The organism is Mycolicibacterium aubagnense, assembly GCF_010730955.1.
GTDB classification, from domain to species: domain Bacteria; phylum Actinomycetota; class Actinomycetes; order Mycobacteriales; family Mycobacteriaceae; genus Mycobacterium; species Mycobacterium aubagnense.
Map to the genome: position 1 here is coordinate 4,875,598 of NZ_AP022577.1, position 24,854 is coordinate 4,900,451.

General features: G+C 65.9%; 27 protein-coding genes. 17 read left to right on the forward strand and 10 right to left on the reverse strand.

Annotated features, from left to right (window positions below; translation table 11 throughout):
• The first annotated feature begins 57 nt into the window (after window positions 1-57).
• From G6N59_RS23375 to G6N59_RS23395, 5 genes are all read left to right on the forward strand, one after another.
• Complete coding sequence (locus tag G6N59_RS23375; protein WP_234884125.1) at window positions 58-1,053, forward strand: alpha/beta hydrolase; 996 nt, start codon at window positions 58-60, stop codon at window positions 1,051-1,053.
• 152 nt (window positions 1,054-1,205) lie between these two features.
• A complete protein-coding gene (locus G6N59_RS23380; protein ID WP_407665908.1) occupies window positions 1,206-1,835 on the forward strand; it encodes a porin MspA in 630 nt (209 codons plus the stop codon).
• A 14-nt stretch (window positions 1,836-1,849) separates the two neighbouring features.
• Complete coding sequence (locus tag G6N59_RS23385; RefSeq protein WP_163911630.1) at window positions 1,850-2,317, forward strand: DUF1501 domain-containing protein; 468 nt, start codon at window positions 1,850-1,852, stop codon at window positions 2,315-2,317.
• Between the two features lie 29 nt (window positions 2,318-2,346).
• Window positions 2,347-3,018, forward strand: coding sequence for a winged helix-turn-helix domain-containing protein (locus tag G6N59_RS23390; RefSeq protein ID WP_138229221.1), 672 nt, complete (start codon window positions 2,347-2,349; stop codon window positions 3,016-3,018).
• The gene (locus G6N59_RS23395; RefSeq protein WP_138229222.1) at window positions 3,015-4,301 is read left to right on the forward strand and encodes a sensor histidine kinase; all 1,287 of its coding nucleotides are present in this window, start codon (window positions 3,015-3,017) and stop codon (window positions 4,299-4,301) included. Before G6N59_RS23390 ends, G6N59_RS23395 begins: the two co-directional genes overlap by 4 nt.
• Window positions 4,302-4,514: 213 nt before the next feature.
• Here the strand turns inward: G6N59_RS23395 and G6N59_RS23400 are convergent, their stop codons facing one another.
• Entirely contained in the window at window positions 4,515-5,096 is a 582-nt protein-coding gene (locus G6N59_RS23400; RefSeq protein ID WP_138229223.1) for a TetR/AcrR family transcriptional regulator, read from the reverse strand.
• A 146-nt stretch (window positions 5,097-5,242) separates the two neighbouring features.
• On the opposite strand from G6N59_RS23400, the gene G6N59_RS23405 reads away from it, so the two are divergent.
• Window positions 5,243-6,187: an alpha/beta hydrolase family protein gene (locus tag G6N59_RS23405; RefSeq protein ID WP_138229224.1), complete on the forward strand. Its 945-nt coding sequence runs from the start codon at window positions 5,243-5,245 to the stop codon at window positions 6,185-6,187.
• 188 nt (window positions 6,188-6,375) lie between these two features.
• Here G6N59_RS23405 and mraY read toward each other — a convergent pair whose 3' ends face one another.
• Both mraY and G6N59_RS23415 read right to left on the reverse strand, forming a co-directional pair.
• Window positions 6,376-7,455: a phospho-N-acetylmuramoyl-pentapeptide-transferase gene (mraY, locus tag G6N59_RS23410; RefSeq protein WP_138229225.1), complete on the reverse strand. Its 1,080-nt coding sequence runs from the start codon at window positions 7,453-7,455 to the stop codon at window positions 6,376-6,378.
• 120 nt (window positions 7,456-7,575) lie between these two features.
• On the reverse strand, window positions 7,576-8,238 hold the full coding sequence (locus G6N59_RS23415) for an HxlR-like winged helix-turn-helix transcriptional regulator (protein WP_138229226.1): 663 nt from the start codon (window positions 8,236-8,238) through the stop codon (window positions 7,576-7,578).
• A 63-nt stretch (window positions 8,239-8,301) separates the two neighbouring features.
• Between G6N59_RS23415 and G6N59_RS23420 the strand changes: the two genes are divergently transcribed.
• The 7 genes from G6N59_RS23420 to G6N59_RS23450 all read left to right on the forward strand — a co-directional run bounded on the left by G6N59_RS23420 (window position 8,302) and on the right by G6N59_RS23450 (window position 14,002).
• Entirely contained in the window at window positions 8,302-8,658 is a 357-nt protein-coding gene (locus G6N59_RS23420) for a hypothetical protein (protein ID WP_138229227.1), read from the forward strand.
• A 130-nt stretch (window positions 8,659-8,788) separates the two neighbouring features.
• A complete protein-coding gene (locus tag G6N59_RS23425; RefSeq protein ID WP_179970230.1) occupies window positions 8,789-11,059 on the forward strand; it encodes an MMPL family transporter in 2,271 nt (756 codons plus the stop codon).
• 44 nt (window positions 11,060-11,103) lie between these two features.
• A complete protein-coding gene (locus G6N59_RS23430; protein WP_138229228.1) occupies window positions 11,104-11,784 on the forward strand; it encodes a maleylpyruvate isomerase family mycothiol-dependent enzyme in 681 nt (226 codons plus the stop codon).
• 47 nt (window positions 11,785-11,831) lie between these two features.
• Entirely contained in the window at window positions 11,832-12,362 is a 531-nt protein-coding gene (locus tag G6N59_RS23435; RefSeq protein WP_138229229.1) for an MBL fold metallo-hydrolase, read from the forward strand.
• 57 nt (window positions 12,363-12,419) lie between these two features.
• On the forward strand, window positions 12,420-12,572 hold the full coding sequence (locus tag G6N59_RS23440) for a hypothetical protein (protein WP_163911635.1): 153 nt from the start codon (window positions 12,420-12,422) through the stop codon (window positions 12,570-12,572).
• 177 nt (window positions 12,573-12,749) lie between these two features.
• A complete protein-coding gene (locus G6N59_RS23445; RefSeq protein WP_138229230.1) occupies window positions 12,750-13,307 on the forward strand; it encodes a CsbD family protein in 558 nt (185 codons plus the stop codon).
• A gap of 26 nt (window positions 13,308-13,333) precedes the next feature.
• Entirely contained in the window at window positions 13,334-14,002 is a 669-nt protein-coding gene (locus G6N59_RS23450; RefSeq protein ID WP_138229231.1) for an IF2 family translation initiation factor, read from the forward strand.
• 130 nt (window positions 14,003-14,132) lie between these two features.
• Here the strand turns inward: G6N59_RS23450 and G6N59_RS23455 are convergent, their stop codons facing one another.
• Window positions 14,133-15,983 (reverse strand): hypothetical protein, encoded by a 1,851-nt coding sequence (locus G6N59_RS23455; RefSeq protein WP_163911638.1) that lies wholly within the window; start codon window positions 15,981-15,983, stop codon window positions 14,133-14,135.
• A gap of 183 nt (window positions 15,984-16,166) precedes the next feature.
• Here G6N59_RS23455 and G6N59_RS23460 point away from each other — a divergent pair, with 183 nt between their 5' ends.
• Window positions 16,167-16,784 (forward strand): hypothetical protein, encoded by a 618-nt coding sequence (locus tag G6N59_RS23460; protein ID WP_163910728.1) that lies wholly within the window; start codon window positions 16,167-16,169, stop codon window positions 16,782-16,784.
• A 14-nt stretch (window positions 16,785-16,798) separates the two neighbouring features.
• Here the strand turns inward: G6N59_RS23460 and G6N59_RS23465 are convergent, their stop codons facing one another.
• A complete protein-coding gene (locus tag G6N59_RS23465) occupies window positions 16,799-17,938 on the reverse strand; it encodes a HAMP domain-containing sensor histidine kinase (RefSeq protein WP_138229234.1) in 1,140 nt (379 codons plus the stop codon).
• The gene (locus G6N59_RS23470; protein WP_138229235.1) at window positions 17,938-18,672 is read right to left on the reverse strand and encodes a response regulator transcription factor; all 735 of its coding nucleotides are present in this window, start codon (window positions 18,670-18,672) and stop codon (window positions 17,938-17,940) included. The genes G6N59_RS23465 and G6N59_RS23470 overlap by 1 nt, the downstream gene beginning before the upstream one ends.
• A gap of 138 nt (window positions 18,673-18,810) precedes the next feature.
• On the opposite strand from G6N59_RS23470, the gene G6N59_RS23475 reads away from it, so the two are divergent.
• Genes G6N59_RS23475 through G6N59_RS23485 form a run of 3 tightly spaced genes read left to right on the forward strand, consistent with a single transcriptional unit; the run spans window position 18,811 to window position 21,540 of the window.
• Window positions 18,811-19,116, forward strand: coding sequence for a hypothetical protein (locus tag G6N59_RS23475; protein ID WP_138229236.1), 306 nt, complete (start codon window positions 18,811-18,813; stop codon window positions 19,114-19,116).
• Window positions 19,117-19,163: 47 nt separating this feature from the next.
• Window positions 19,164-20,399, forward strand: a complete 1,236-nt coding sequence (locus G6N59_RS23480; RefSeq protein WP_138229237.1) for a CaiB/BaiF CoA transferase family protein — start codon at window positions 19,164-19,166, stop codon at window positions 20,397-20,399.
• Complete coding sequence (locus G6N59_RS23485; RefSeq protein WP_138229238.1) at window positions 20,392-21,540, forward strand: thiolase family protein; 1,149 nt, start codon at window positions 20,392-20,394, stop codon at window positions 21,538-21,540. Before G6N59_RS23480 ends, G6N59_RS23485 begins: the two co-directional genes overlap by 8 nt.
• 71 nt (window positions 21,541-21,611) lie before the next feature.
• Here the strand turns inward: G6N59_RS23485 and dmpG are convergent, their stop codons facing one another.
• Genes dmpG through G6N59_RS23505 form a run of 4 tightly spaced genes read right to left on the reverse strand, consistent with a single transcriptional unit; the run spans window position 21,612 to window position 24,837 of the window.
• Entirely contained in the window at window positions 21,612-22,664 is a 1,053-nt protein-coding gene (gene dmpG, locus G6N59_RS23490; protein WP_138229239.1) for a 4-hydroxy-2-oxovalerate aldolase, read from the reverse strand.
• Complete coding sequence (locus G6N59_RS23495; RefSeq protein ID WP_138229240.1) at window positions 22,661-23,407, reverse strand: acetylating acetaldehyde dehydrogenase; 747 nt, start codon at window positions 23,405-23,407, stop codon at window positions 22,661-22,663. The genes dmpG and G6N59_RS23495 overlap by 4 nt, the downstream gene beginning before the upstream one ends.
• 15 nt (window positions 23,408-23,422) lie before the next feature.
• Window positions 23,423-24,211, reverse strand: a complete 789-nt coding sequence (locus tag G6N59_RS23500; protein ID WP_138229241.1) for a 2-keto-4-pentenoate hydratase — start codon at window positions 24,209-24,211, stop codon at window positions 23,423-23,425.
• A complete protein-coding gene (locus G6N59_RS23505; protein ID WP_138229242.1) occupies window positions 24,211-24,837 on the reverse strand; it encodes a TetR/AcrR family transcriptional regulator in 627 nt (208 codons plus the stop codon). The genes G6N59_RS23500 and G6N59_RS23505 overlap by 1 nt, the downstream gene beginning before the upstream one ends.
• Between the last annotated feature and the right edge of the window lie 17 nt (window positions 24,838-24,854).

Genomic DNA, 24,854 nt, shown 5'->3' on the forward strand with positions numbered 1-24,854 from the left:
TGGAGACGTGGCGTTTCGTTGGTGGCGGTGCCGTTGTCGGCGGCGTGTGTGGCCGCGATGGTCAACGGCTGGGTCGGATACTTTCCGACCGTGGGCGCTGCATGGACAGAGCTCATGTCCCGACCGCTGCCGGACCTGACCGATCGCGCCGGCCTCGCAGCCATGCAACTGAGCGGACACGTGCCCGCAAAGGGTGTCCTGATCTCGGTCACCATCGATTCGGCGGCGTCACATTTCAAACATCGCAACGAGTTGGTTTACGCCCCGCCAGTGTGGTTCACCGCAACCCCGCCTCCGGCCCTACCGGCGGTGATGATGATCGGCGGTGAATTCAACACACCCACGGACTGGATACGTGCCGGCGACGCGATCACCACCATCGACGCATTCGCCACACGGCATAACGGTCAGGCGCCGGTGTTGGTGTTCGTGGACTCCGGTGGTGGATTCAACATCGACACAGAGTGCGTGAACGGTTCACGCGGCAATGCCGCCGACCACCTGACCAAAGACGTTATCCCCTTTGTGGAGTCCAGTTTTGGGGTCAGCAAGGACCCTTCCCGGTGGGCGGTCGTCGGATTCTCCGCCGGGGGCACCTGTGCGATCGATTTGACTGTGATGCACCCCGAGCTTATCCATACCTTTGGCGACATTTCTGGCGATGCGAGCCCCAACGCGGGCACCACCGCGCAAACCATCGTTCGGCTGTTCGGTGGCAATGTGGCCGCGTGGCAAGCGTTCGATCCGCGCACCGTGATCACCAAACATGGTCACTACGAGAATATTTCAGGCGTATTCACCGTGTCAGGCGCCAGCCTGGACAACCAGAACAGGGCTGTCGGCGCGGACCCCGTCGAGCAAGGCACGGCCACCGGGCTTCGCGACCTCGCCACCGCCAACGGAATCCACTGTGACATCGTCGCACTGACCGGCAGACATGACTGGCCCTACGCCGGCCGCGCCTTCGCATTGATCTTGCCGTGGCTGGCCGGCCAACTGGGTATTCCGGCAGACGGTCGGCCTCCACACCCCGCTCCGGTCGGGGGTTCGTGAATGCACTCCGGTGGTTCGGCCGGTCTGCGGGCCTTGCTCGGTCGGTTCAGCTGGCCGACCCGAGCGCGATACCTGGCGATACGCCTCCAATCGCGCCGACGAGACCGGCCCACCCACCCACCAGGAAGGCGGAACCTAAAGTGCGGGTAAGCATCCGAGGCATCCTCGCGGGTGCCGTTGGTACGGTACTGCTCGCACTGCAGGTCGCCGGCATTTCGCATGCCGGGCTGGACAACGAACTGAGCCTGGTCGATGGACATGACCGTACTTTGACTGTGCAGCAATGGGATACGTTCCTCAACGGCGTATCTTCCTTGGACCGCAACCGGCTGACCCGGGAGTGGTTTCACTCCGGCACGGCCAACTACTCCTGCGAGGGTGCCGGGTGTGACGACTTCGCCGGAACCTTGGTGATGGGCTATCAGATCGGGTTTCCGTGGTCGCTGGGTGTGGGCATCAACTTCAGATACACCACACCGAACATCCTGCTCGATAAAGTCAACCCCGGGACGATGCGCGGTGCCAGTGCCGGCGGCATCATCACGCCGAACCTGTTGCCGGGTGTGTCGATTTCCGCCAACTTGGGTAACGGCCCCGGCATCCAGGAAGTCGCGACCTTCTCGGTTCACGTCGCCGGTCCACATCGCACCGTGGCGGTATCCAACGCGCACGGCACTGTCACAGGCGCTGCCGGTGGCGTGCTGTTGCGTCCCTTCGCCCGTCTCATCTCTAAAACCGGCGACTCGGTCACTACTTACGGCGAATCATGGAACATGAACTGAGGACAGCCCGACGAGTGGCCGCGACCGCCGCCGCCCTTCGGTTCTCCGACGTCGTCGCGACCCTGCCGGCCGCGGCCGAGGATGGCTATCCCAACACCGATCTCGGTGCCCAGTTGCGGCTCGCGGCGCGCCTGCTCGCCGACGACAACCTCGGCCTGCGGATCGTGCATGTGCCGATGGTCGCCGACTTCGACCGGGTGCTCGTCGCGACGTTCAGAGAGTTCGGCCGCCGGGTGTCCGACAATGGATCCTCGGGCTTGGACCGCGGCGCGGCGTCGACGGTGCTGCTGCTCGGCCCGACCAACCCGGGAATCTTCGGCGAACCGCCGTCGCTGACCCGGCTCGATGTCGACGACAACCTGCGAGCCACGGTGAACATGACCGAGTTCTATGCGACGATCGCCGAGGGATGGTTCGGTGTCCCCGAGAACCTCGTACTGCCGGGTTCCCCGAAACCGATCGCCGGCGTGATCGCCTCGTGAGTGCGGCCGTAGCGCTACCGTGTGATCCCATGCGGGTATTGGTGTGCGAGGACGACATCGAACTGGGCGTCCGGATCGCGGCCGGACTGCGCTCGGCGGGTTTTGCGGTCGATGTCGCCCACGATCTCGCCGACGCGGACCTCAAAATCACGGTGAATCATTACGACTGCCTTGTCATGGACCGCGCGATGCCCGACGGCGACGGACTCGACCTGATCGCCGGCAAGCGCGCCCAGGGAGTGACCGTACCGGCACTGATGTTGACCGCGCTCGACGCGCTTGCCGACCGCGTCGACGGTTTCGCCCACGGCGCCGACGACTATCTCGTCAAACCCTTTGCGCTGGCCGAACTTTCGGCTCGAGTGCAGGCGTTGTGCCGCCGTCGGGAACGACCGGCGCCGGCGCGGATCAATGTCGGCGATCTCATCGTCGACCTGCCGCGACGGCGCGTGTTGCGCGACGGGATTCTGCTGACCCTCACGCCCAAGGAATTCGCGGTGCTCGAAACGCTGGCGATTCGGGCGGGCAATGTGGTGAGCAGAACCGAACTGGTCGAGAGCTGCTGGGACGAGATGGCGGAGCCGGCATCGAATGTGGTTGACGTCGTCATTGCCCAACTGCGCCGCAAACTCGGTTCGCCGTCGCTCATCGAGACGGTGCGCGGCGCCGGATTCCTGATGCCCGAGCAGACGCCGGTGTGAGGCACCCCGCTGATCCGCGTCCAGCCGTTGCGCGGTTGCGTCGTACCCGATGGCTCCTGACCGCCCTGTTCACCGCCATCACCGCCGGATGCCTCGTAGCGCTCGGTCTGGTCGCCGCCTCGATAGACTCACATTCCCGCGAACGCGCCCTCGACAACCACGTGGACAGAGTCGTCACCGGGCTCGCTCGCCAGGTCTATCGCGACGACGAAACCGGTGCACTCGACTTCGACGGGTTACGAACCGACGACCTCGCCCAAGGGCATACCGCGGTCGCTCTGCTTGAAACCGACCCCGACGGGCACTGGCGGGAGAGATTCGTACACCAACGATCGGCGCTGCCCGACCCAATGGGGCTCGAGGCGATCGCAGATCGCGTCGTTGCTACTGGCGTGACGGCCTACGCCACAGCCATCGCCACCACCGGTGCACCCGTTCGCCTCGCCGCCGAACCGATCGACGACGGATCCAAAGTGATCGCCACCGTGATCGCCGGCACCGATCCCACACCGAGTCGCACCGACCATCGACTACTGGTGGAGGCGCTGGTCGTAGGGTGCGGAACCCTCGTCGCGGCAGCCGCGGCCGCCGGCCATCTGTTATCGGGCCGCAGCATGCGCCCGGCCCTGGCCATGCTCGACGAACAGGAACGGTTCCTCTCCGACGCAGCACACGAACTGCGCACACCACTGGCGACGCTGCAACTGGTCACCGAACCCCATGCGCGAACCACCGCCGAAGCCGATCTCGCACTCCAAGATGCGCACCGACTCACCGGCCAGATGGCCCGTCTGGTGACGGGTCTGCTCGCCCGCACCCGTACCCGCACCGGCGTCGCTCACACTGCGACCACGCCACTGCGGCTCGACCAGCTCGCCGAGTCGATCGTTGAGGAGGTGCGCGACGGCCACGACATCACCCTGACAACCAGCGAGACCATCGTCACCGGGGACCCGGACCTGCTCGGACTTGCGATCCGCAACCTCCTCGACAACGCCATTACGCACGGCGCCCCCGAACACCGCCGGGCCCAGATCGACGTCACCGTCGCCGACGGCCGCGTCGCGGTGCGCGACCACGGACCAGGCATCGATCCCGCGATACGCGGCAATCCGTTCGACCGAGGCGTCACCGGCCCCGACGGCCACCACGGCATCGGACTGGCAATCGTGGCCTGGGTCGCCCAACTCCACTCCGGCACCGCCACCATCGAACCCGCGCCCGGCGGCGGCGTGGTCGCCACAATCGCGCTACCTCAAGCTCACGAGTCGAGGAGTATGTAGTGAGGACATCGATATCCCGGATCGCTGCCGCTGCGACGCTGGCGGCCGCATTGAGCGCGGGGACGCCGGCGGTGTTGCGGGCTCTGCGGGGCTACCGCTGACCGGGATCAGCGGTAGCGTCGGTGCGGCCGGCTTCGTCCAGACCGTCGTGCAACCCGGTGTGATCGTCGACCGCCAGCCTGAGCTGAACGCGCAGGACTGTCCTCATGCGAGTCAGCGTGCCGCATTCGGTGTCCACAGCGCGTCGAGTGCCGCGGTGAGGATGGGCGTTCGGAAGACTGGCTCTCCCGGGATGGAGGCGATGGAGGCGATCAGCGCGAGAATCTGCGTTGCATCGAGGTCGTTGCGCAGCTCGCCGGATCGGTGTGCCTCCTGCACCAGTGACTCGGCGGCGTCGAGTACGAGGGCGAAACCTTCACGGAACACAGGGCTTTCGGCGTCGGTCAGGTGGAGCAGCTCGCTGGCCAGAACGCGTTTGTGCAAGAAGTAACCGTAGAAGCGGCGCAGCCAGGCCTGCAGTCTGGCGCCCGGGGTGGCGCCCTCGCACGTCTGCGCAGCCTGGCAGATCGTGGCGATCTCCTCGCTGTAGAGCGCTTCCAATAACGTGCGCCGGTCGGCGAAGTTGCGGTACAGGGTCGCCGAGCCGATATTCGCGCGGCGCGCGATGTCGGCCATCGATACGTCCGCGTCGGGGTCGGCGAACGCGGCCCGGGCGGCGGCCAGGATCTTGTCGCGATTGCGCTGTGCGTCCACCCGCCGGGTGGCGGGTGGAGTTGCGCGTTCGTTGGTCGTCATGTCTCTCACCTCGCACTTCCACGCCACGGTCGACAAGTGGGGAGGGTCTCCGTATTGTCGAAGTGGGCACCCTGTCCACTTCGACAATACTCATCCCGCCCCGTGCGCCACCACCCGGTAGCGCCGCATCGCACAGGAGATCTGTCATGATCCGCACCCCAGCACCCACCGACAGTGTCATCGGTCCGCCGACCGCGACGCTGTCCACCAGGCCCGTGATCCTGCCTGCCCCTGAACGTGGCGATGACCTGCAAGTCCGTGTCACCGCACCGGGCAGCGGCGAGGGTCTGCCGGTGGTGTTGTTCTCGCACGGGTTCGGCTTCTCGATGGACGCCTACGGCCCCCTGACCGACTTCTGGGCATCGCACGGCTTCGTCGTCATCCAGCCCACCCACCTGGACTCGGCGTCGCTCGGTCTGGCTCCCACCGACCCGCGCGGGCCGCAGATCTGGCGCTACCGGATCCAGGATCTGGTGACCATCGTCGATAATCTCGACGCGGTCATCGCGGCTGTGCCGGGCCTGCCGGGCCGGGTGGACCGCAGCCGGATCGCCGCGACCGGGCATTCTTACGGCGCGACCACCGCCAGCGCACTACTGGGAGCCCGCGTTCTGCCCCCGGCGGGTGATGCGCAGGAAGACTTCACCGACTCCCGGATCCGCGCCGGCGTACTGCTGAGCCTGGCCGGGCTGGCCGGCAACGACCTCACACCGATTGCGACCCAGTTCTTCCCGTTCATGAATCCCAGCTTCGAGCACTTCAGCGCCCCCGCGCTCATCACCGCCGCCGATGCGGACCAGTCACCACTGTCCACCCGCGGCCCGGACTGGTGGGAAGACGCCTACGCGCTAAGTCCGGGCGTCAAGTATCTGCTGACCCTGTTCGGAGCTGACCACGCTCAGGGTGGCATCCACGCCTACGGAACAGTGCCGCAGTCAGATTCGGACAACCCGGCCACCGTCGCGCTCGTGCAGCGCGTCACCACCGCCTACCTGCGTACCGCGTTGCAGGTCGATGAGACCAGTTGGCCCGCAATGCAACAGGAACTGGCCGGCCAGCTCGAACCGGGCGGCCGCATCACCACCAAGTGAGCCCGGGCGGCCGTGTCATTGACGCAACGCGGCAGCGTCGGGCGTCTGCCTCCGGGCAATCATCGAAATATGCGGTTGTGCTTGCGGTTTCGTGCACTGAGTGTGCCCACTCGGCATCGGTCGGTGCTTCGGCCCAGACGGGTCGCAAGACGGGACACCCAGGAAAGTGGTGGTGTGCCTGGGGCTGCTTAGACGCCCGCCGCCGATAACCATTCGCTGTAGAACAGCACGATGCCGAGTCCGCAGGCGACCGCGGCGATGAGCCAGAATCTAATGGTGAGTGTGGTTTCCGGCCAGCCCATTAGTTCGAAGTGGTGGTGCAGCGGGGAGTTGCGGAATACCCTTCGGCCGGTGGTGCGGAACGATGCGACCTGGACAACGACCGAGGTCACCTCGGCAACGAACAGAGAGCCCAAGACGACCGCCAGGATCTCGGTGCTACTGGTTACCGACAGGCCGGCGACGATGCCGCCAAGCGCCAGTGAACCCGTGTCGCCCATGATGATCTTGGCCGGTGCTGCGTTCCACCAGACGAATCCGATACAAGCACCTGCGGTCGCCGCCGCAACCACCGCGAGGTCGAGAGGGTCACGTACCTGGTAACAACCGGCCGCTTGTGAGACCGCACAGGCGTTTCGGTACTGCCAGAACGTGATGAGCACATATGCAGCGCTCACCATGGCCATGGCACCAGCGGCGAGCCCATCCAGGCCGTCGGTGAGATTGACGGCATTGGACCACGCTGAGACGACGACGATGCAGAACACCACGAACAACGCGGGCGGGAGAGTGAGTGCGGCAATGCCACGTACGAAGGACACCTCCGTGGTGGCGGGGGTCAGGCCATCAGCATTGCGGAACTGCAGGGCAAGTACCCCGAACAGTACGGCCGCGAGCAGTTGGCCAGCGGACTTAGCTCGCTTGTTCAGTCCGAGATTGCGGACCCGTCGTAGCTTGATGTAGTCGTCAGTAAATCCGACGCAGCCCAATGCAGTGGCCAGACCCAGGACGAGTAGACCGGACGCCGATGGGCCATCGCCATCCTGCGTTAGCCCAATGAGGTTGGTGGCCAAGTAACTTACCCAGATCGCCATGAGGATCGCGATACCGCCCATGGTTGGGGTTCCGCGTTTGCGTTGGTGGGTTTGCGGGGCCTCGTCGCGGATAGGTTGGCCGAGGCCCCGTCTAGTAAATACGCGGATCAACACCGCGGTCACGAGGATTGCCACCACCAACGCGATGGCTGCGGCGATGAGCACTTGGGTCACTTTTCACCGCCACTCAGGTAGTTGTGCCCAAAATATCTGTCCCGCGATAGATCCCGATCCCCCATAGGGTCCAGTATCGCTGGTGTCGTTATCGGGCCGCCGTGATTGTTTCGCGTGTGGCTATGTGTTAGTTGGGGCGCTGAGTTCGAAGGCGGTGGCCAGGTTGGCGATGACTTCGGGGTCGCCGTCGACGACCAGCGACTGGCGGGTGAGGGCTTCGACGAGTGTGCTCGAGCCGTTGTTGATCCCGACGAGTGTTGCGATGTCTGTGCTGATGGTCGCCCGAGGCTGATGCGCGGTGCCGGCCTGGATGTTGATGTCTCCGTTAGTGATTGCGACGTGAAAAGCGTTGCCGTCGACGCGTAGCTCGTAATCGCCGTCCGCCGCGGGGGAGCTCTGGGGATTGAATCTGGCGGCCATCGCGAACGCGAGCAGATTGGTGTTGACGGCCTGGCCTTCGGCCGGGGTGCCCAGGCGGCGCAGTCCCCATCGGGTCAGGCCGAGCAGCACCGGCCGCAGCGCCTGGCCATCTGCGGCGAGCTGATACACCGTTGACGCGGCCGGGGGAGGTAGCACGGCTTTCTCGATGACCGCAGCTTCTTCGAGTTCGCGTAGTCGCTGGGTGAGCAGTCCGGTCCCGATGCCGGGCAATCCGGTCAGCAGGTCGGTGAATCGTTTCGGGCCCATCAGCAGTTCGCGAACGATCAGCATCGTCCAACGCTCGCCCAACAGGTCGAGCGCGACTGCCAGTCCGCAGTACTCGTCGTAAGACCTCTTCGTCATGTCTCGCCCATCATATCATTTGAAGTATGTACTTCAGAATTAGTAAGTAGTAACGTCCGGTTTATGAACTTACGAACGGCGGCGCCGACCGCCAGGACCCCCGACCCTCCACTCGAAACCGTCCCGATCGATGCGCCCTCGGGCGCATCGGATGTGCCGAAAGAAGCTGCTGGAAAGAGACATTCGAGTTATGCCGGATCAACCAACCGCCTGCGTGCCCCGTCGGTGCGCGCTCCTGCACCTCGGCGGGAGGCCGCAGCGGCGGCCGGTAAACCTGCCGGGCGGACCGGGGTGTGGACCCGAATCACCAACGCGCTGCGCAGTCCCCGCCGCCGCAAACCCGACCAGCCGCAGTACCCGCCGCGCCGCCCGGCGTTCATGGCAGATGCCGCCATGAAACGTGAAATGCATCGGCTCTGAAGTGTCGCGCACAGCTCAGAAAGTCGGCTAGCGCCGGACTGAAATACGTGGTGCCGCTACTGGATTGCCGCATCCGTGACCCCGCGTGTCGCCACCACCGTCACCGCTTCGCAGAAAAGAGAACTCGACTATGTTCACCAAACTCGGCGAACTCGGCTTGCGCTACCCACGCTCGATCCTCGGTGCGGCGCTTGTGCTGTTGGTGCTGGCGGGGATTTTCGGCGCCCCCGTCGCCGTGCAATTGCCCTCCGGGGGATACGAGGTCGGCGACTCCGAATCCTCCCGGGCAACAGCGATCCTGAACCACACCTTCGATGTCGGCGGCATGCCCATCGTCTTCGAAATCACCGGTTCCAATGGTCCGGACGCCTCCAACGTGCGTGACCGCGCCCACCACGTGATCGACGCGTTGACCGCGTCCGGGCATGCACAACAAATCAACTCTTACTGGACCGCGGCAGCATCAGCGACCGCGGCCTCACTGCTCAGCAGCGACCGTCGAACCGGCCTGGTCGTCGCCGAGATCACCGGCGGTGATAGTGACGCACCACCGCGGGCGCATGACATCGCCAAGGACCTGGTCGGCACCCGAGATGGCGTGACTGTGAAGGCCGGCGGTCAGGCCATCGCGTACTACGACTTCAACCGGCAATCGCGCATCGACCTCGTTACCGTCGAAGCCATCGCAGTCCCGTTCACCTTCGTTGTCCTGGTCTGGGTTTTCGGCAGTGCTGTCGCAGCGATGGTGCCTCTCCTCGTCGCCGCATTCGCGGTCGCCGGAACGACCGCTGCGCTACGCCTGATCTTCGCGTTCACCAATGTCTCGGTGTTCGCGCTCAACCTCACCACCGCGCTGTGCCTGGCCCTGGCCATCGACTACACGCTGTTCATCATCGAGCGCTACCGCGAAGAGATCACCGACGGCGCGCAAGCCGTACAAGCACTGATCACCACCCTCAACACCGCAGGCCGCACCGTCACCTATTCAGCGATCACGGTCGCGCTGTCCCTGGCCACCATGGCCGTCTTCCCGATGTACTTCCTGCGATCGCTGGCCTACGCCGGAGTGATCTGCGTGGGACTGTCGCTAATGGGGGCACTGGTCGTGGCGCCGGCACTACTGGTCGTCCTCGGCGCCCGCATAGATGCGTGGGACATCCGCACTCCGATTCTTCGGCTGTGCGGCCGCCAGAACACTCGCCGGCGCCCTCTGCAGGACAGTTTCTTCTACCGAACAGCCGTTTTCTGCATGCGCTACGCGGTCCCGGTAATCATCGCCGTGACAGCACTATTCGCCGGATTGGGCGCGCCGTTCCGCGGGATCCAGACCGCCTATCCCGACGACAGGACATTGCCCTCATCAGCATCGTCACGCCAAGCCGGTGATGTCCTGCGTGAACAGTTCCCGCGGTACGGCAGCAACGCCATTCGCATCGTCCTGCCTACGGACGCCGGCTCAACTGCAGGCCTGTCGCACTACGCCGCCGCCCTCTCGAGAACCCGCGATGTCGCCGCGGTCGCCGCACCGGATGGAACCTACGTCGCCGGAGCCCGCATGAGCACCGATCCATACGGCGCTGAGATACGCCGGGACGCAGCGTATCTCACGGTCTCGAGCACCCTCGACCCGTTCTCGCCGCCTGGCGAAGGCCAACTCGTCGCGCTCAAGGCCATCTCCGCGCCCGGCCCGACATTGTTCGACGGCACCGCGCAACGCAACATCGACGACGTCCACGGGATCACCAGCCGCATTCCCCTCGTGCTGGCGCTGGTCGCGATCACCACGTTGGTGCTGGTGTTCTTGTTCACCGGCAGCATGCTGCTCCCGGTCAAAGCCGTGCTGATGAACGCCCTGTCGCTGACCGCCTCGTTCGGGGCGATGGTGTGGATCTTTCAGGAAGGTCATCTCGGTGGGTTCGGCACGACCACCACGGGCAACATCAATGCCGCATTCCCGCCGCTGATCTTCTGCCTGGCGTTCGGTCTGTCGATGGACTACGAAGTGTTCGTGCTCTCGCGCATCCGCGAAGAGTGGCTCCGCACGCCTCGACAGACCGCTTCCGACAATGACCAAGCTGTAGCCGTTGGGCTGGCCCGCACCGGCCGGATCGTCACCGCCGCCGCGACCGTCATGGCCATCGTCTTTGTGGCCATGATCGCGTCTCAGCAATCCAATATGCGCATGCTCGGTACCGGGCTCACCATCACCGTGCTGCTGGACGCGTTCGTCGTCCGCACCGTATTGGTGCCCGCTGTAATGAAACTGATGGGCCGCGTCAATTGGTGGGCGCCGGGACCACTGGCCCGCTGGCACACCATCTGGGGGCTGCACGAAGGGCCAACATCCCCGTCCGAGACGGTTCAGCATCACAACGGTCAAACGACGGCCAACAGGTCCTAGCTGCCCATTAATGACCATGCCCCCAGTCAGTCAGGACAACGACCATGCTTGATACTGCCTACAGGCTCGCTCGCCGCCGAATCGCCGAGCTGGCCCTCGCCCTGAGCGCCGACCAGTTCGCAATCCCGGTGCCCGCGACGCCCGGCTGGACGGTCCACGACCTTCTGACACATCTGGTCGGTGGTGCCGCCGACATCACCAACGGCAGGCTCGACGTGGCGGGAAGCGATCAATGGACAGAGCTCCACGTGCGGGAACGGCGCACCCGGTCGATCGATGAACTCCTGGCCGAATGGCACCGCGTCGGCCCGACCGTCGAGACATCCCTGACGAATCCGACTTTCACCGGACCCAACCTCGCCGCCGACGCCATCTGCCACGAAGCGGACCTGCACGAGGCACTCGGCCTGGACCGCGTCGACCGCGAACATTGGCAGCCGTTCCTGGACACCATGATGCGATTGATGCACCGTCGGTCCCAGGGCTCAACCGCCATGGTGATCCATGACGAGAACGACAGGCAATGGCATTGCGGCGCAGGCGAACCCACCCTTCTCCTGCGCGCCGACGGCTACGAACTGCTGCGCGGTGCCTACAGTCGGCGCTCCCGGCGACAGATCGCCGCGTGGGACTGGACACCCGCACCGCCCCCGCACATCGTCGAGCACTTCGGGCACTTCGGTCCCCGCGACGACGACCAACCCATCCCGAACACCGTCGCCTGAACGGTCCATCGTTTCGTCGGTAGCCTGACTGCGGCGGAGGGGGACAGATGGGTGTGAAAGTAGAACGGTTTGCGGACTCACCCGTGACGCGGGTGTCCCGATGGTGCTTCAACTGCTATCTGATCGACGGCGACGACGGGAATGTCGTTGTGGTCGATGCCTTTATGCCGAAACTGGTGGCCGACCTCGCCCCGTTGCTGGGCGACCGCCGGCCCGTCGCGGTGACCGCCACCCATGGCCATCCCGATCACCTCAGCGGCGCACCGGCGATCGCCGACCGGTACGGAGCCGGTATTCACCTGGCGGCCGAGACGGTCTCCTACATCGACGGTAGTGCCACACCCCGCACACCGAGCGTCGCCAAGCTCGCCCGAACGTGGCCGGTCCTGTTCGGCCAACCCTTCGACGCCAAGGCCGCAGCCGGTTTCGTCGCGGCGTCGGCAACGGTCGGATTCGGCACCACGCGCGGCATGCTGTGGCCGGGACCAGAGCCCACCGTCGCCCTTGACGACGGCGATCGACTACCGGGCGCCTCGGCGTGGACGGTGATCGCCGCGCCCGGTCACACCGATGACTGAATCACGTTCTGGCACAAAGACTCTCGGACGCTCCTGTCGGGCGATGCGGTCATCACCATGTATGGCCGCCCGCGGTTCGCGCCAGACACCATCGATGCCGCGGCCAGCGCCCGCACCGCAGCGCGCCTGCGCTCCCTGCACGTGGAACATGTACTACCTGGGCATGGATTGCCCGCTCACGAGATCGAGGTGCTGGGCGCCGCCCGTTGATGGCACGACGACCTTGTGGCTATCGCTGAAGTAAGGGTTGACCGAAATCACATTGGCCGGATGTAGAGCCCTCACGAATGGCCTGTGCCTGTTCAGCGCGCTGTGCTGTCCCCGGACGACCCGAGGCAGGACCGGTCGGTGGTTTCAAGGGCGCGCAAAACGAGCATGCCAGAAGACATGGGCGAACATGAGAAAGCTGACGAGGCACGCAAAGGCCTGATCGATTCGATCAAAGGCAAGGCCAAGGAGATCGCCGGCGCAGTGACCGGCAACGATTCCTTGACCGCCGAAGGACAGCTGGAGCAGACCCAGGCGCGGGCCCGCAGGGAAGCCAACACAATCGAGGCAGTCGCTGATGCCGAAGCCGAGGCCGCTACCGATCTGTTGTCTCAAGCGCGCCACCAGGCAGCGATTGCCCGGGACATGGTGCGGTCGGGCGCCGAGGCCGCGGAACACGCTGCGCAGAAACAACAGGTGGCCCACGTGCAGCACGCCGCACAGGCAGCGCGGCACCGCGCTGCCGAGGAACAGGTCCGCGCCGGCGTCGAGGAGCAGCGCGAGGAACGCCAGGCGGAGACCCGAGAAACGGTCGACACCGCGGCCGCAGGCAGGGAAGCGGGTGAAGCGCTCGCCGAACATCGCGCCGCGTTGGGAGAGGCTGCTGAGGAACAAGCCGAGGCCCGGCGCCTTCGCGAGCGTGCTCAGACCCTCACCGATCAAACCGACCTTCCCTGAGAGATGTTGAGAACCAAGGAGATATCGTGAGCATCATTGAATTGCCGTTACAGCTTTTGCGAGCGCAATACCGTCTGGCCCGGTTCCCTCTGCAGTTCATCGAGGAGCGGTGGATGGCTCGCCTGGACGCCGAAGCACCTGCCCGCCTGATCTATGAGCGGTCGTTTGGCACGCTGGACGCGGCGGTCGGCAGAGCGCTCGGTGATTCCGCGCTGCGCAGGCAGGGCGCGGTGCTGGCCCGGCGAAGCGAAGTTCGCGGCCAAGCCGCCGTGCGCAGCTTGGCTGCTGCCCAACGGCGTCGAAAGGCCGGCGCCCAGCTGGAGGACTCGCTGGAAGAGGCCGCCGACGACCGCGACGAAGCCATCGCCGCCAAGCAGGACGCAGTGGCCGATGCTCATGAGCGCGCGCAGCAGCGTAAGCGGCAGGCGGCGGAAAACGCCGACAAGCGCATCGTCCAGGCCGCCAGGACAAGCCGGGCCGAGGCCGACCGCAAGCGCGAAGCCGCTGAAGCCACCGAACAGCAACGGCTGCAACGGATCAACATGGCCGAAGTCAAGTCGGCAGCTGCGGCTGAAGCCGCGCTCGATGATGCTCAAGACAAGCGCGCCGCCGCGGCTGCCAAACGCGAACAGGCTGAGCAGGTCGAGGTACTTGCCGACGTGGAGAAGCGGAACCGGCGGGCGGGCGGCGTCTGAGGGTTGGCGTAGCAGCCGCACTCAGTAGCTAGGCGGTTCTTGTCAATCTGCGTCGCATCGCGCCAGTGGCTTCATCGGCGGCACACCTGCCACCAATGAAGCCACCCGGCGAAACCGGTTCCCGGACAGGCTACTTGCCGCTGCGGTGGCCCCCGCCACCACCGCCGCTCCCGGTGCCACCGTGACCATCCCCGGTTCCGTGACTACTCGACTCCGACTTGTCTGACGAGTGCTTCGAGCCGTCGTTGTCGTGAGAGCCGTTGCCGCTCTTGCTCTCTCCGCCACCAGCCTTTCCGGCGCCGGCGCCGGAAAGGCTGCTGCCGCCGCTCGTGCCGCTGTCGGTCTGGCTGGAGTCAGTCGACTTGCGGTGTTTGCCGCCCTTGTCGGAACCCGTCTTGTCGGTGCCTGCTTTGTCGGTGCCGGCGTTGTCCGGCTTCGAACCGACAGCGCTGTTGGGCACTGACGCCGCGGTCGGGTTGCTGACCTTGATCAGATTGGTCTGCACCTTGGGCACACTCGTGGCGGCCAGTGGTGCCGCTGCCGCCGGGACGAGGCCGCCCAGGCTGGAGACGAATTGACCAGCCTGCGAGACGATTTCATTCACGGTATTCGTGAGGCCGAACCGTAGCGCGTTGGGCAGGTTGGTGGTGAGCAACCCGAGCAGGGCCTGTGGGGTGAGGGTGTAGGGCAGACCGGCCACGAGCGGGACAACCACGGGCGCCGCAACAGCCAATGGCAAGTTCACCGCATACGCGACGTCGTTCGCCACCATCGACACTGCCGAGGACGCCACATTACCCAGACCACCGACCAGATCCTGCGGGGCTGGAACCGATGGGCTGATGGAGGGCGTCACCGCCGACTTGGTCTGCAACTTGGACACGTTGGTAGCCGCCAGTGGCGCCGCGGCCGCTGGAAGGAGGCCGCCGAGGGCGCCCGCGAGGCTGGACAGGAATTGCGTTGTGGTGCTGATGAATCCGCTGATGCCACCTTGGACGTATTGGCTGACGTAGTTCGGGATGTAGCTGGTGAGCAGACTGAAGAGCAGATCCGGGTGGAATACGGCAGCAGCGCCGTAATACAAGAGTGTTATTGCCGTCTGAGCCCCGATGTTGATGGGAATGCTTGCGAGGTAGGCCCCGGCATTCCACACAGTGCTCAACGCGCTGGTCAAAATGCCGCCCAGGCCACCGATCAGGTCCTGCGGAGTCGCGGCCGCGGGGGTGATGGCGGGCGACAGCGCGGCATTGGTCGCCGCATTGGGCACCAGGTTGCCAGGCAAGGGCAGAGGGATCCCCAGTTTCTCCAACAACGTCACGGCTGCCGGGAAGAGCGCGGTTGCCGGGGCGCTGAAGTCGACGAGCGAAGCCAAGGCGATATCGAGAAAGTTGAGGCCCGTGAGACCTGAGCCGGCGAAACCCGTGGGAGGGAAGGCCGCATTCTTGAAGTACTCCTGCAGCGCGGCCTCCACCGCTGGCGCCAACGGTGTCGTGGCAATCGGCGACAGCAACGTCGTGACAGCGTTCATGACCACCGGCGCGGCCGCGGTGTCCAGCCCGTAGAGCACGCCGTCGGCGGCCGCCAAGGGCTGCGCCACGAGGTAGGCCAAGTTGTTGATCCACTGCCCGTTGCCGAGGAGTTCTTGTGCGACAGACGTGGGTAGCGCCAGCAGGCCCTCGATCAGCGAGATCGGGTCCGAACCCGCTGTCAGCTTCACCTGCCTCGTAATTTCTGGCAGTTGAGCCGCCATCGTCTTGGCCTGTGGACTGACCGCGACAAAGCTCGCGCTCACTGCGGCGGCGCTAGCTACTAGAGCCACCGCCACCTTCTGTGTATTTGCTGTGGATTTCCTGGTATGTGCAGCCGGCATGATCTGGTCCCCGCTTCCGTGATCGTTAATGCCAGCGGCCACAACGTCATTAACAGCAGGCGCACCAACCCCGCCCCATATGCCATGGTCGCCAACGATTGAGCCCCACAAGTAAAATACGCACAGTATGTTTGCTGGGTCAAGATCTATTTAGCCGCTGAAATTAGCTGGCTGGATTTTGGGCGGGTACCCGTCTGGCCGCCGCGCAGGCCCCGCCAGTTGACGGAGGTGTTGGTCGGCCCATGTGAGAATCGGGACATGGGGAGCGCAGGGGGACGCAGTCCGATCGGCAGAGTGATCGGTACGTTGTTCGGTTTCGGGATGTTGGCACTGCTGGTGGTGATCTTCCTCGGGTCCAAGAGCGAACCGGGCGCGTTGATCCGGTCAGGTGACGTGGTGACGCCCACAAAGGGCAGCTACGTCGTCTATCTCGAACCGTCGCAATCCCACATTCGTTGCACGGCAACGACATCTGACGGGACGACGCAGGCGCTGGCGCCCTTCACCGGTGCGCACCCCGAGAAACGATTCGGCGGCAAACGGCGTCTTCTGTTCTCCCGGGGTAGGGACTTCCGGGCGGTCGGGGAGTTGCCACGCGACCGCGGGCCGGTGACCGTGCGGTGTCCCGGCGCGAGCCAAATCCGGGTGAGTGCACCGCCCAACGGCTGGTCGTGGCCGATCGTGGTCTTCGCTGTGCTAGCGGCGGCGTGCTTGGTGGTGTTCGTTGTCGTGGTGTTGCGCCGCCGGCAGACCGGTGGCGGTCAGAGCGGCGGGCCAGGGCCGACGTATCCCATGCCGCCGCAGCGGGGGTATCCCGGTTACCCGTACCGGGGCTATCCGGGCTATCCGCCGCCCGGGTATCCCAACCAGGGCTACCCACCGAACCCGAATTACCCGAACTACCCCCACTAGGCGTCCGTCGCGGATCAGGGCTCGCGCGACGCGGCGAGCGACGTTGCACGGCAGGGCAATTCGACGGTGAACGTCGCGCCGCTGCCGACGCCGGCGCTGGCCGCGCTGATGCGGCCGTGGTGGGCATCGACCAGGGCTTTGGCGATCGCCAGTCCGATACCCGAACCGCCGTGCGCCCGGTCGCGCGCCGAGTCGGCTCGGTAGAACCGCTCGAACAGCCGTGGCAGATGCTCGGCGGCGATACCGTCGCCGTCATCGGACACCTGGATCTGTACGGACGCACCGGCGTTGGTCGCCATCACCCGCACGGTGCCGCCGGGCTCGGTGTGCCGCAGCGCGTTGGTCAGCAGATTGGCCAGCACCTGGTCGAGTCGCTGAGGGTCCGCCCACAGGTCCGGCAGTCCTGGGGCGATATCTGAGGTCAGCGCAACGCCTTTCGCGCGGTAAGGCGCCGCGAAGGCGTCCACGGCGGCGGCGATGACCGCTGTGGGTGCAACGGACCGGGTATCGATGAGCGCCATGTCGCGTTCGGCATCGGACAGTGCCCGGACGTCGGAGCTGAGCCGCGCCAGCCGGCGGGTCTGGTCGCGCAGCACACCGATCGTGGTCGAGTCGAGTGGGTGGATGCCGTCTTCGATCGACTCCAGATAGGCATCGATGACGGAGACAGGCGTGCGGAGCTCGTGTGCCAGGTCGGCCAGCAGCTGGCGCCGGGTCATCTCCACAGAACCCAGCTGCTCGGCCATGGTGTTGAAAGCGTCCGCGATGGCATCGAATTCAGTGCCCAGGTGCGGCGGCGAGACCCGGATGTCGTAGTTGCCGTCGGCCACGGCGGTGGCCGCGGCGGCGAGTTCGGCGGTCGAACGGTGCATCCGTCGGCTCAGATACCAGCTCAGCGCGAGGGCGGTGGTGGCAGCCACCGCGAGCGACATCCCGACCGAGACGGCGGTCGCCTGCCGGAAGACGTGCTCGTACGGGTGGGGGCCGGTGCGACCCGGGATGAGCACGTCCTGCATCACCTTCCGGAACATCGGTGGACCGATGATCAGGGCGACGGTGGTCGTGGTGACGATCGCCGCGACCACCACCACCGCGTTGGTGACGAGCAGGCGGCTGCGGATTCCGTGCTTGCTGCGCGGATGATTCTGGGCCATCAGCCTTCTCCCATTCGGTATCCGACGCCGCGCACCGTGGTGACATAGCGCGGCTCGGTCGAGTTGTCGCCCAGCTTGCGGCGCAGATGGCCGACGTGGACGTCGACGACGTTGTCATTGCCGAACCACGACTCGCCCCAGACGGCTTCCAGCAGTTGGAGCCGCGTCCACACTTGTCGTGGCCGCGACGACAGCGCCGCCAGTACGTCGAACTCGGTACGGGTGAGCATGATCGGCGCGCCCCCGAGGAGGGTCTGACGGCTGTCGGTGTCGATGTGCAGGTCACCGAACACGCGTGGTGGTGTCCCGGTCGCCGGGACTGGATCGGGATCCCGTCGGGGCCGGCGCAACATCGCGCGGATGCGGGCCACCAGCTCGCGGGGACTGAACGGCTTGGTGACGTAGTCGTCCGCGCCGACCGACAGCCCGACGATGGTGTCGATCTCGGTATCACGCGCGGTCAGCATCACGACGTACGCGTCGGAGAACACGCGAAGCTGTCGGCACACCTCGATGCCGTCGAGCCCGGGCAGCCCGATGTCGAGGATGACGACATCGGGGTCGAGTTCGCGCGCCACGAACAGGGCCGACGGGCCGTCAGCAGCGACGCGCACCTCGAACTGTTCGCGTTTGAGGTAGCTGGCCACGACGTCGGCCAGCGCAGTCTCGTCGTCGACGACCAGCGCGCGCAGGCTCGGCGTGGGTTCAGTGCCGTTCACCTGCTCATAGTGCACCCGCGCGAAGACCTGGTCGACCGGATGACCTGGTCAGCGCCGCGTTCTTTAACGAATCTTCATCGTTCCTCCGGGGAACCCTTGTCGGCCGATTCGAGGCTGGAAGTCGTCAGAAACCCACCGTGAAGGGACATCGAAATGATCAGCAAGAGCGCATTCTTCTCGACCGCCGCCGCAGCAGCGGCTCTGGCCGCTGCCACCCTCATGACCGCCGGCCCGGCGCAGGCCGCCAGCGTGTCCGGCAACAACGGCGCCGACGTGGTGTCGACGTTGCGCAGCGAGGGCTACAACGTGCAGGTCGACGGCGCCCCGAGCGCACCGCTGTCCGCGTGCACGGTGACCGACGTGCACGGGCTGCCGAATCCTGCGGACCCGACCCAGCGCGCGGATACTCGCATGGTCAACAACGTGTACGTCGACGTCAGCTGTGCGTCGGACTCCTGAGTGGGGGCGCAGCGTGCCGGCCGGCGGCGGCATGGTTATGTGAGGGTGTGACCCAAGCGTCGTCGCTGCCGCTGGCCGGGATCACCGTCGTCGCGATGGAGCAGGCGGTGTCCGCGCCGATGTGCACGCGCGTGCTCGCCGACTTCGGCGCCCGCGTGATCAAGATCGAGAACCCCCAGGGTGGCGACTTCGCCCGCGACTACGACGACGTGGTGCTCGGCCAGGCCGCCCATTTTGTCTGGGCCAACCGGGGCAAGCAGTCGATCACCCTGAACCTCAAGTCCGACAAAGGCATTGCGGTCCTGCACAAGTTGCTCGATGGCGCTGACGCATTCGTTTCGAATCTGGCGCCTGGTGCGACCGCGCGATTGGGGTTGTCACCGGAGGAGCTGCGTGAGCGGCATCCAGAGGTGATCCCCGTCGAGATTTCCGGTTACGGTGCCGCCGGCCCACTCTCGCAGAAGCGGGCGTACGACCTTCTGGTGCAAGCCGAATCGGGGTCCTGCGCCGTTACCGGCTTTCCGGGGATGCCGGCCAAGCCGGGCCCACCCGTCGCCGATATCAGCACAGGCCTGTACTCGGCGCTGTCGATCATGGCGTTGTTGCTGGGCCGGGCGCGCGGCGTGTCGACGGGTGCGGCGCCGTCGGTCGCGGTCAGCCTGTTCGACACCATGACCGACATCATGGGTTACCCGCTGACCTATACCCAGCATTCCGGCGTGAACCAGCAGCCGCTCGGCATGGCGTCGCCGGCTGTCGCGCCGTACGGCGCGTTCGCAACCCGGGACGGGCAGAAGGTGGTGCTCGGCACCACGAATGACAGGGAGTGGCAGCGGCTGGCCCGGGAGATCATCGACCGGCCCGACCTCGCCGAGGATTCCCGATTCGCGAGCAACTCCGACCGCTGCGCGCACCGCGACGAACTCCATGCCGCCATCGAATCCTGGTGCGCAGAGCGCGATCTCGATGACATTCAGCAGGTGGCCGACGCTGCCGGCATCGGCAACTCCCGGTACAACCTGCCCAGTGAAGTCATCGCCCATCCGCACCTCACGTCCCGCGACCGATGGCGTCAGGTCGGTACGCCGGGCGGCCCCATCGAGGCGTTGTTGCCGCCACCGGTGATCAGCGGCCTCGAGCTGAGCATGGGCGCAATCCCGGGACTGGGCGAGCACACGGATGTGATACTCGGCGAATTGGGTTACAGCGCTGAGGATATCGCCGGTCTGCGGGCCGACGGTGCCATCGGAGATGTCTACGGAGCAGGGAGCGACCATGCGTGAAGTCGTCATTGTTGAGGCCGTGCGGACCGCCGTCGGCAAGCGCAACGGGGGACTGGCCGGCGAGCATGCCGCCGACCTGTCCGCGGTGGTGCTCAATGAGCTGATGGAACGGTCCGGCGTCGCGCCGGATCTCGTCGACGACGTGGTGTGGGGTTGTGTCTCGCAGGTGGGCGACCAGTCCAGCAACATCGCCCGGTGGTCGGTGCTGGCGGCCGGCTGGCCCGAGTCGATTCCGGGTACGACGGTCAACCGGGCCTGCGGATCGTCGCAGCAGGCATTGGATTTCGCGGTGCAGGCCGTGATGTCGGGCCAGCAGGACATCGTGGTGGCCGGCGGCGTCGAAGTGATGAGCCGGGTGCCTTTGGGCGCGGCCCGTCAGACGGGCGAGCCGTACGGGCCGAAAGCGCTTGCCCGGTATGACGGTTTCAGTTTCAACCAGGGCATCTCGGCTGAGATGATCGCGCAGAAGTGGGGTCTGTCGCGGGCGCGGCTGGACGAATACTCCGCGCGGTCGCACGAACTTGCCGCTGCGGCACAGGATTCGGGCGCGTTCGTCACGCAGATTGTTCCGGTGTTCACCGACGATGGCGGCGTGGTGCACGAGGACGAGGGCATCAGGCGCGGGACGACCGTCGAGAAGCTGGGCGGCCTCAAGCCGGCGTTTCAGGACGACGGCGTGATCCACGCAGGCAACTCCTCGCAGATTTCCGACGGTGCGGCTGCGCTTTTGGTGATGACCCTGGAGAACGCGCTGCAGCTGGGGCTCACCCCGCTGGTGCGGTATGTCGGCGGCGCGGTGAGCGGCGCCGACCCGGTGCTGATGCTGACCGGTCCGATTCCGGCCACCGAGAAGGTGCTGCACAAGACGGGCGTGAGCATCGCCGAGATCGGCGTGTTCGAGGTGAACGAAGCCTTCGCCCCGGTGCCGCTGGCCTGGCTCGCCGATACCGGCGCCGACGAGGCCGCACTGAATCCGCTGGGCGGCGCGATCGCGCTGGGGCACCCCCTCGGCGCCTCCGGCGCAGTGCTGATGACCAGGATGATCAATCACATGCGCGACAACGGAATCCGCTACGGCTTGCAGACCATGTGCGAGGGCGGCGGCACCGCCAACGCGACGTTGGTGGAACTGGTCGCTTAGAGCCTCGCTCTGGCGACAGGCTCGCGAAACTGACTGAGTGGCGGAACAAGAGCCCGAAAATCGCCGTGTGGTCAGGGTCGGCGGACTGCGGAGAAGCTCAATGGAGTTTCAGCAGTGTTGGCCGACGCCACGTCTAGGGCGATATCGACCAACATGTCTTCTTGGCCGCCGACGAGCCCGCGCCGGCCGGCTTCTTCCAGTAGCGTTCGGGCGTCGACGTCGAAGCGCGCAGCGGTGATTTCCGCGTGCCGCAGGAAGCTCGAATAGACGCCCGCGTAGCCGAGCGTCAAGGTTTCCCGGTCGACCCGCACGGGGCGTTCCTGCAACGGCCGGACCAGATCGTCGGCGGCATCCTGCAGGGCATGTAGATCGCACCCGTGCTCCCAGCCCAGCTTGGTGGCCGCGGCGATGAACACCTCCAACGGTGCGTTCCCGGCGCCGGCGCCCATCCCGGCCAGCGATGCATCGACCCGGTTGGCGCCGTGTTCGACTGCGACGATCGAATTGGCCACGCCCAACGACAGGTTGTGATGCGCGTGGATGCCGATTTCTGTTGTCGCATCAAGGGTTTGACGCAGCGCGTCAACCCGGTCGGCGATGTCGCGCATGGTCATCGCGCCACCGGAGTCGACGACGTAGACGCAGGTGGCGCCGTAGCCCTCCATGATTTTGGCTTGATCGGCGAGCGATTGCGGGCCGGTCATGTGGCTCATCATCAGAAAACCGACGGTGTCCATGCCGAGTTCGCGGGCGGCCGCGATGTGGTGGGCGGAGATGTCGGCCTCGGTGCAATGAGTAGCCACCCGCACGACCGTGGCGCCGGCGCGGTGTGCGTCCCTGAGGTCGCGGATGGTGCCGATGCCGGGCAACACGAGGGTGGCGACCCGGGCGTGACGCACCACGGCGGCAACGGCCTCGATCCATTCGATGTCGGTGTGGGCGCCGAAGCCGTAGATGCAGCTGGAGCCGGAAAGGCCGTCGCCATGGGCGATCTCGATGGAATCGACGCCGGCTTCATCGAGGGCGCGGGCGATGACGGCGGCCTGCGGGGCGGTGTACTGGTGGCGTACTGCGTGCATGCCGTCGCGCAGGGTGACGTCGCTGATGTACAGGTCGTGACTCATGTTGTGGCTCCCGCGGTTTCACGCGTGCGATGGGCGATGGTTTCGGCGGCGGCCTTCGCGGCCGAGGTCATGATGTCGAGGTTGCCGGCGTAAGGGGGCAGGTAGTGGGCGGCGCCGGTGACTTCGAGCAAGGCGGTCACGCGGGTGCCGGCGAACTTGCCGGTTTCGGGGATGTACAGCGGGTTTTCGCTGGTGAATGTCTCGAACTGGACGCGCTGGAACTCATCGATATTGGCCCGGGTACCGGGCCCCGCCGATTTCGCAGAGACGGAGGAGACGATCTCGGCGTACGACACGATGCCGCATTCCGAGACCGCGGCGACGATCGGCACGGTGGCCTGCCCGCCGCAGGTGACCATGTTCAGGTTCTGCGCGTGGAGGTGCTCGTCGAGGTTGACGACCGGGACGCAGTAGGGGCCGAGCGCCGCGGGGGTGAGGTCGAGCATGCGCACGCCCGTCGGCTGCAGGCGTGTCCAGTTGGCGCGGTGGGCCCCGGCGGAGGTCGCGTCGAAGACGAGCTTGATATCGCTGAAGTTTGGCATCTTCAGGAGGCCGTCGACCCCCTCCGCAGTGGTGGGCACCCCCATGCGTGCGGCCCGGGCCAGGCCGTCGGAATCGGGGTCGATCCCGACCATGGCCGCGAGTCGCAGCGGGCCGTCGCTGCGCAGGATCTTGATCATCAGGTCGGTGCCGATGTTGCCGGACCCGATGATGGCAACTGGCCAGGTTGGGTTGTGCTGCATAGATTTTCCGGTTCTCTAGTCGAGATGTAAGGACACGGTGCCGAGGCCCGTGATGGTGGCATCGGCCCGGTCACCGCGGTGGACAAATGCTGCGGAGGTGAACGAACCCGACATGACGAACTGGCCAGGGGTGATTTCGATGTCATAAGGCGCCAGTGCGTTGGCCAGCCACGCCACGGCAACGGCCGGATCGCCGAGCACCGCCGATCCGAGTCCGGTGTCGATCTCGATGTCGTTGAGCCGCAACGATGCCCGGGCATTCGGCAGATCGAGCGCGGCGGAGAAGGGTACCCATTCGCCGAGCACCACCGCGCCCGAACTGGCGTTGTCGGCGACGGTGTCGGGCAGGGCGATCTGCCAATCGGCGACGCGGCTGTCGACGATCTCCAGCGCCACCGCCACCGCTTGAGTGGCCGCACGTACGTCGTCGGCCGTGACAGTGGGCCCGCGCAGCGCTGTGTGCAACAGGAAGGCGATCTCGGGCTCGACGCGTGGTGCACAGAACCGGTCAGCCGACACCGCGCCACCATCAGGAAACACCATGTCATCGAGGATGTAGCCGAAGTCGGGTTCGTCGACACCGAGCAGGGCCTGCATCGGTTCGGAGGTCAGGCCGATCTTGTGCCCGACCACGGCGTGCCCGAGGTGCAGCCGCCTGTCGAGGTTGATCTTCTGGATGGCATAGGCGTCGTCGACGCTCAGCGCGGGGTAGCGCGCGGTCAGCGGCGCGATCGGGACCCGGTTGAGGTGAGCGGCGTGGATCAGATCGGCGGCGGCGTGCAGCTCTCCAGTGGTGAGCGACATCAGATTGCAGTCTCGGCGAGCATCCGCTGTGCCGTGTCGTACATGGCGTTGGCGTGCATTTCGAACAGTTCGAGCAGGTCCACCGAGTCGCCGCCCAGTTCCTTGGCGATGAACAGGCCGTCGGCGCCCGCAATTGAGTAGTTCACCAACAGTCGCACTTGGGCGTCCGTGAGTCCCGGTGCCAGCTCGCTGAGCGCTTCCGTGAGCGACTCGGAGGCCTGCGTCCGCGCCTGGAGGAACCGCGCACGGGCGCTCGGTTCCACGGGCCGGCGCTCCAGCGCCAGCATGAGTCCGAGGCGCAGGAAGTCGGGATTGTCGAGTAGGCCTTTCGCGAGCTGCGTGGCCAGGCCGATGACGCGTTCCCGCGGCTCGCCGTCGGAGGGGAGCTTCCACACCTTCAGCCAGGTCTCGAAGCTGCGGTCGATGACCGCGGCCAGCAGGTCGTCCTTGTCCTTGAAGTGCCAGTAGATGGAGCTGGCGGGGAGTCCGCACTTCTTGCTGACCAGTCCGATGCTGGTGCCCTCGTAACCACGTTCAGAGGCAATCTCGTTGGCGGCGTCCAGGATTCGCTCGCGCGACTGTTCGCCGTCGGCGCGCCTGCGGCGGGCCTTGGGTGCTTCGGTCATTTTCGCTCCCGACTCTT

What these genes read in the sequence shown, in the direction of transcription:
- G6N59_RS23500 (WP_138229241.1), bottom strand. Translation starts at nt 24,211, where the DNA reads ATGTCGCTCACCACTGGAGAGCTGCACGCCGCCGCCGATCTGATCCAC.
- G6N59_RS23440 (WP_163911635.1), top strand. Translation starts at nt 12,420, where the DNA reads ATGTATGGCCGCCCGCGGTTCGCGCCAGACACCATCGATGCCGCGGCC.
- G6N59_RS23375 (WP_234884125.1), top strand. Translation starts at nt 58, where the DNA reads ATGGTCAACGGCTGGGTCGGATACTTTCCGACCGTGGGCGCTGCATGG.
- G6N59_RS23405 (WP_138229224.1), top strand. Translation starts at nt 5,243, where the DNA reads ATGATCCGCACCCCAGCACCCACCGACAGTGTCATCGGTCCGCCGACC.
- G6N59_RS23400 (WP_138229223.1), bottom strand. Translation starts at nt 5,096, where the DNA reads ATGACGACCAACGAACGCGCAACTCCACCCGCCACCCGGCGGGTGGAC.
- G6N59_RS23435 (WP_138229229.1), top strand. Translation starts at nt 11,832, where the DNA reads ATGGGTGTGAAAGTAGAACGGTTTGCGGACTCACCCGTGACGCGGGTG.
- dmpG (WP_138229239.1), bottom strand. Translation starts at nt 22,664, where the DNA reads ATGAGTCACGACCTGTACATCAGCGACGTCACCCTGCGCGACGGCATG.
- G6N59_RS23505 (WP_138229242.1), bottom strand. Translation starts at nt 24,837, where the DNA reads ATGACCGAAGCACCCAAGGCCCGCCGCAGGCGCGCCGACGGCGAACAG.
- G6N59_RS23415 (WP_138229226.1), bottom strand. Translation starts at nt 8,238, where the DNA reads ATGACGAAGAGGTCTTACGACGAGTACTGCGGACTGGCAGTCGCGCTC.
- G6N59_RS23445 (WP_138229230.1), top strand. Translation starts at nt 12,750, where the DNA reads ATGGGCGAACATGAGAAAGCTGACGAGGCACGCAAAGGCCTGATCGAT.
- G6N59_RS23465 (WP_138229234.1), bottom strand. Translation starts at nt 17,938, where the DNA reads ATGGCCCAGAATCATCCGCGCAGCAAGCACGGAATCCGCAGCCGCCTG.
- G6N59_RS23420 (WP_138229227.1), top strand. Translation starts at nt 8,302, where the DNA reads ATGAACTTACGAACGGCGGCGCCGACCGCCAGGACCCCCGACCCTCCA.
- G6N59_RS23495 (WP_138229240.1), bottom strand. Translation starts at nt 23,407, where the DNA reads ATGCAGCACAACCCAACCTGGCCAGTTGCCATCATCGGGTCCGGCAAC.
- G6N59_RS23390 (WP_138229221.1), top strand. Translation starts at nt 2,347, where the DNA reads ATGCGGGTATTGGTGTGCGAGGACGACATCGAACTGGGCGTCCGGATC.
- G6N59_RS23430 (WP_138229228.1), top strand. Translation starts at nt 11,104, where the DNA reads ATGCTTGATACTGCCTACAGGCTCGCTCGCCGCCGAATCGCCGAGCTG.
- G6N59_RS23485 (WP_138229238.1), top strand. Translation starts at nt 20,392, where the DNA reads ATGCGTGAAGTCGTCATTGTTGAGGCCGTGCGGACCGCCGTCGGCAAG.
- G6N59_RS23475 (WP_138229236.1), top strand. Translation starts at nt 18,811, where the DNA reads ATGATCAGCAAGAGCGCATTCTTCTCGACCGCCGCCGCAGCAGCGGCT.
- G6N59_RS23425 (WP_179970230.1), top strand. Translation starts at nt 8,789, where the DNA reads ATGTTCACCAAACTCGGCGAACTCGGCTTGCGCTACCCACGCTCGATC.